Genomic DNA, 1,287 nt, shown 5'->3' on the forward strand with positions numbered 1-1,287 from the left:
GTTTATGAAAAATAATTTTTTGATTCTTTTATTGTTCTTATTTATCATGCTTAGTTATTAAATTATTTTAAATGATGTTTTCTGAATCTTTATCATATTAATTAGGTTATCCAAACATACGTCAAATTACGATATATATAATTTTCCTCCCTGAAATGCCGGCAATTTTATCGGCCATTACTATGCAGTTATATGCAACTATTATTTCAACAATAGCCATGTCATAATTTCTGTTTCCCATCTCAATTTATACCTTGATGATTACATTTTCCTTAATTCTATTCCAAGCTTTCTGTTGTATGTTAATTTATTTTCAACAATCTCTCTTCTTCTATTGGTATCAATTATTGGCAAAGAATATGTATTCTCGAAGATATAATCATATATATCAGATGAGTCTTATGCTGCATCCATTAAAATATAATTACAGTTCCCTACAGAATCTACCATTTCAAATGCAATATTCTTGTCATATACAGATGCAGTGGTTATCTTCCATTCTATCACAGATAATGAATCTATATCAATAGCTGCATGCACCTTCCTTCCATACCTATAGCCCATTGTGCTGTATCCCCATGAACTTTCATTATCCTTGTATTTCTTATTCTTCCCTCTCCTCTGTGCTGTTGTATCCCTGCATGTTTTAACAATGGATGAATCCACCGCAGCATTGCCATCGTCAGGCTCTATCATATCTATTATTGCTGCATTTATGAAATGCCAGTCTATCCTTAATGATCTTTATGATAATGTCCTGAAGTTGGGTATATCTGTAATATTCAACATTTCCATGAACTCAGGATGGTTATTGAAGAAATATTTAGATGGCCTGTATGATACTTCATATATCTTCAATATCACAATAATTTTTATAATCAGTGATGCAGGATATTTTCTTATCCTATATTCCATAACTATTTTGAGCCAACCTTTGCATAATTAGTGGGATATGGTTTCCTGCCATATCCCACTAATGTTTTTAAAATTAATAAATTGACAATTGTCAAACAAGTTATGAAAGTTTGGACACCGTAATATTAATATTATTAATGTATGTTACCAATATATTTTTGATTATGATAGTTTTTGGAATAATTATTGATTGTCCTCTTCTCTTCTTTATTATGTTTTATGTTGCAGATCAATAAGCATTCTAGACTACTATCATATTATTATCTTTTAAGACAGTACATGGAAAATATCTAAATAATGCTATTATCTACATAGAAATAAAAAGCCTTATAAAAAAGAATATAGATAGTATATACCAATTTTTAGGAAAAA

General features: G+C 29.1%; 2 protein-coding genes. Both read right to left on the reverse strand.

Annotated features, from left to right (window positions below; all coding sequences use genetic code 11):
• Nucleotides 1-399 precede the first annotated feature (399 nt).
• The gene (locus AOG54_RS03670; RefSeq protein WP_048102561.1) at nucleotides 400-696 is read right to left on the reverse strand and encodes a transposase; all 297 of its coding nucleotides are present in this window, start codon (nucleotides 694-696) and stop codon (nucleotides 400-402) included.
• Nucleotides 697-744: 48 nt separating this feature from the next.
• Entirely contained in the window at nucleotides 745-915 is a 171-nt protein-coding gene (locus AOG54_RS09680; protein ID WP_156150359.1) for a hypothetical protein, read from the reverse strand.
• Nucleotides 916-1,287 lie beyond the last annotated feature (372 nt).

Origin of the sequence: Acidiplasma aeolicum, from assembly GCF_001402945.1 — an archaeon.
Taxonomy (GTDB): Archaea; Thermoplasmatota; Thermoplasmata; order Thermoplasmatales; family Thermoplasmataceae; genus Acidiplasma; species Acidiplasma aeolicum.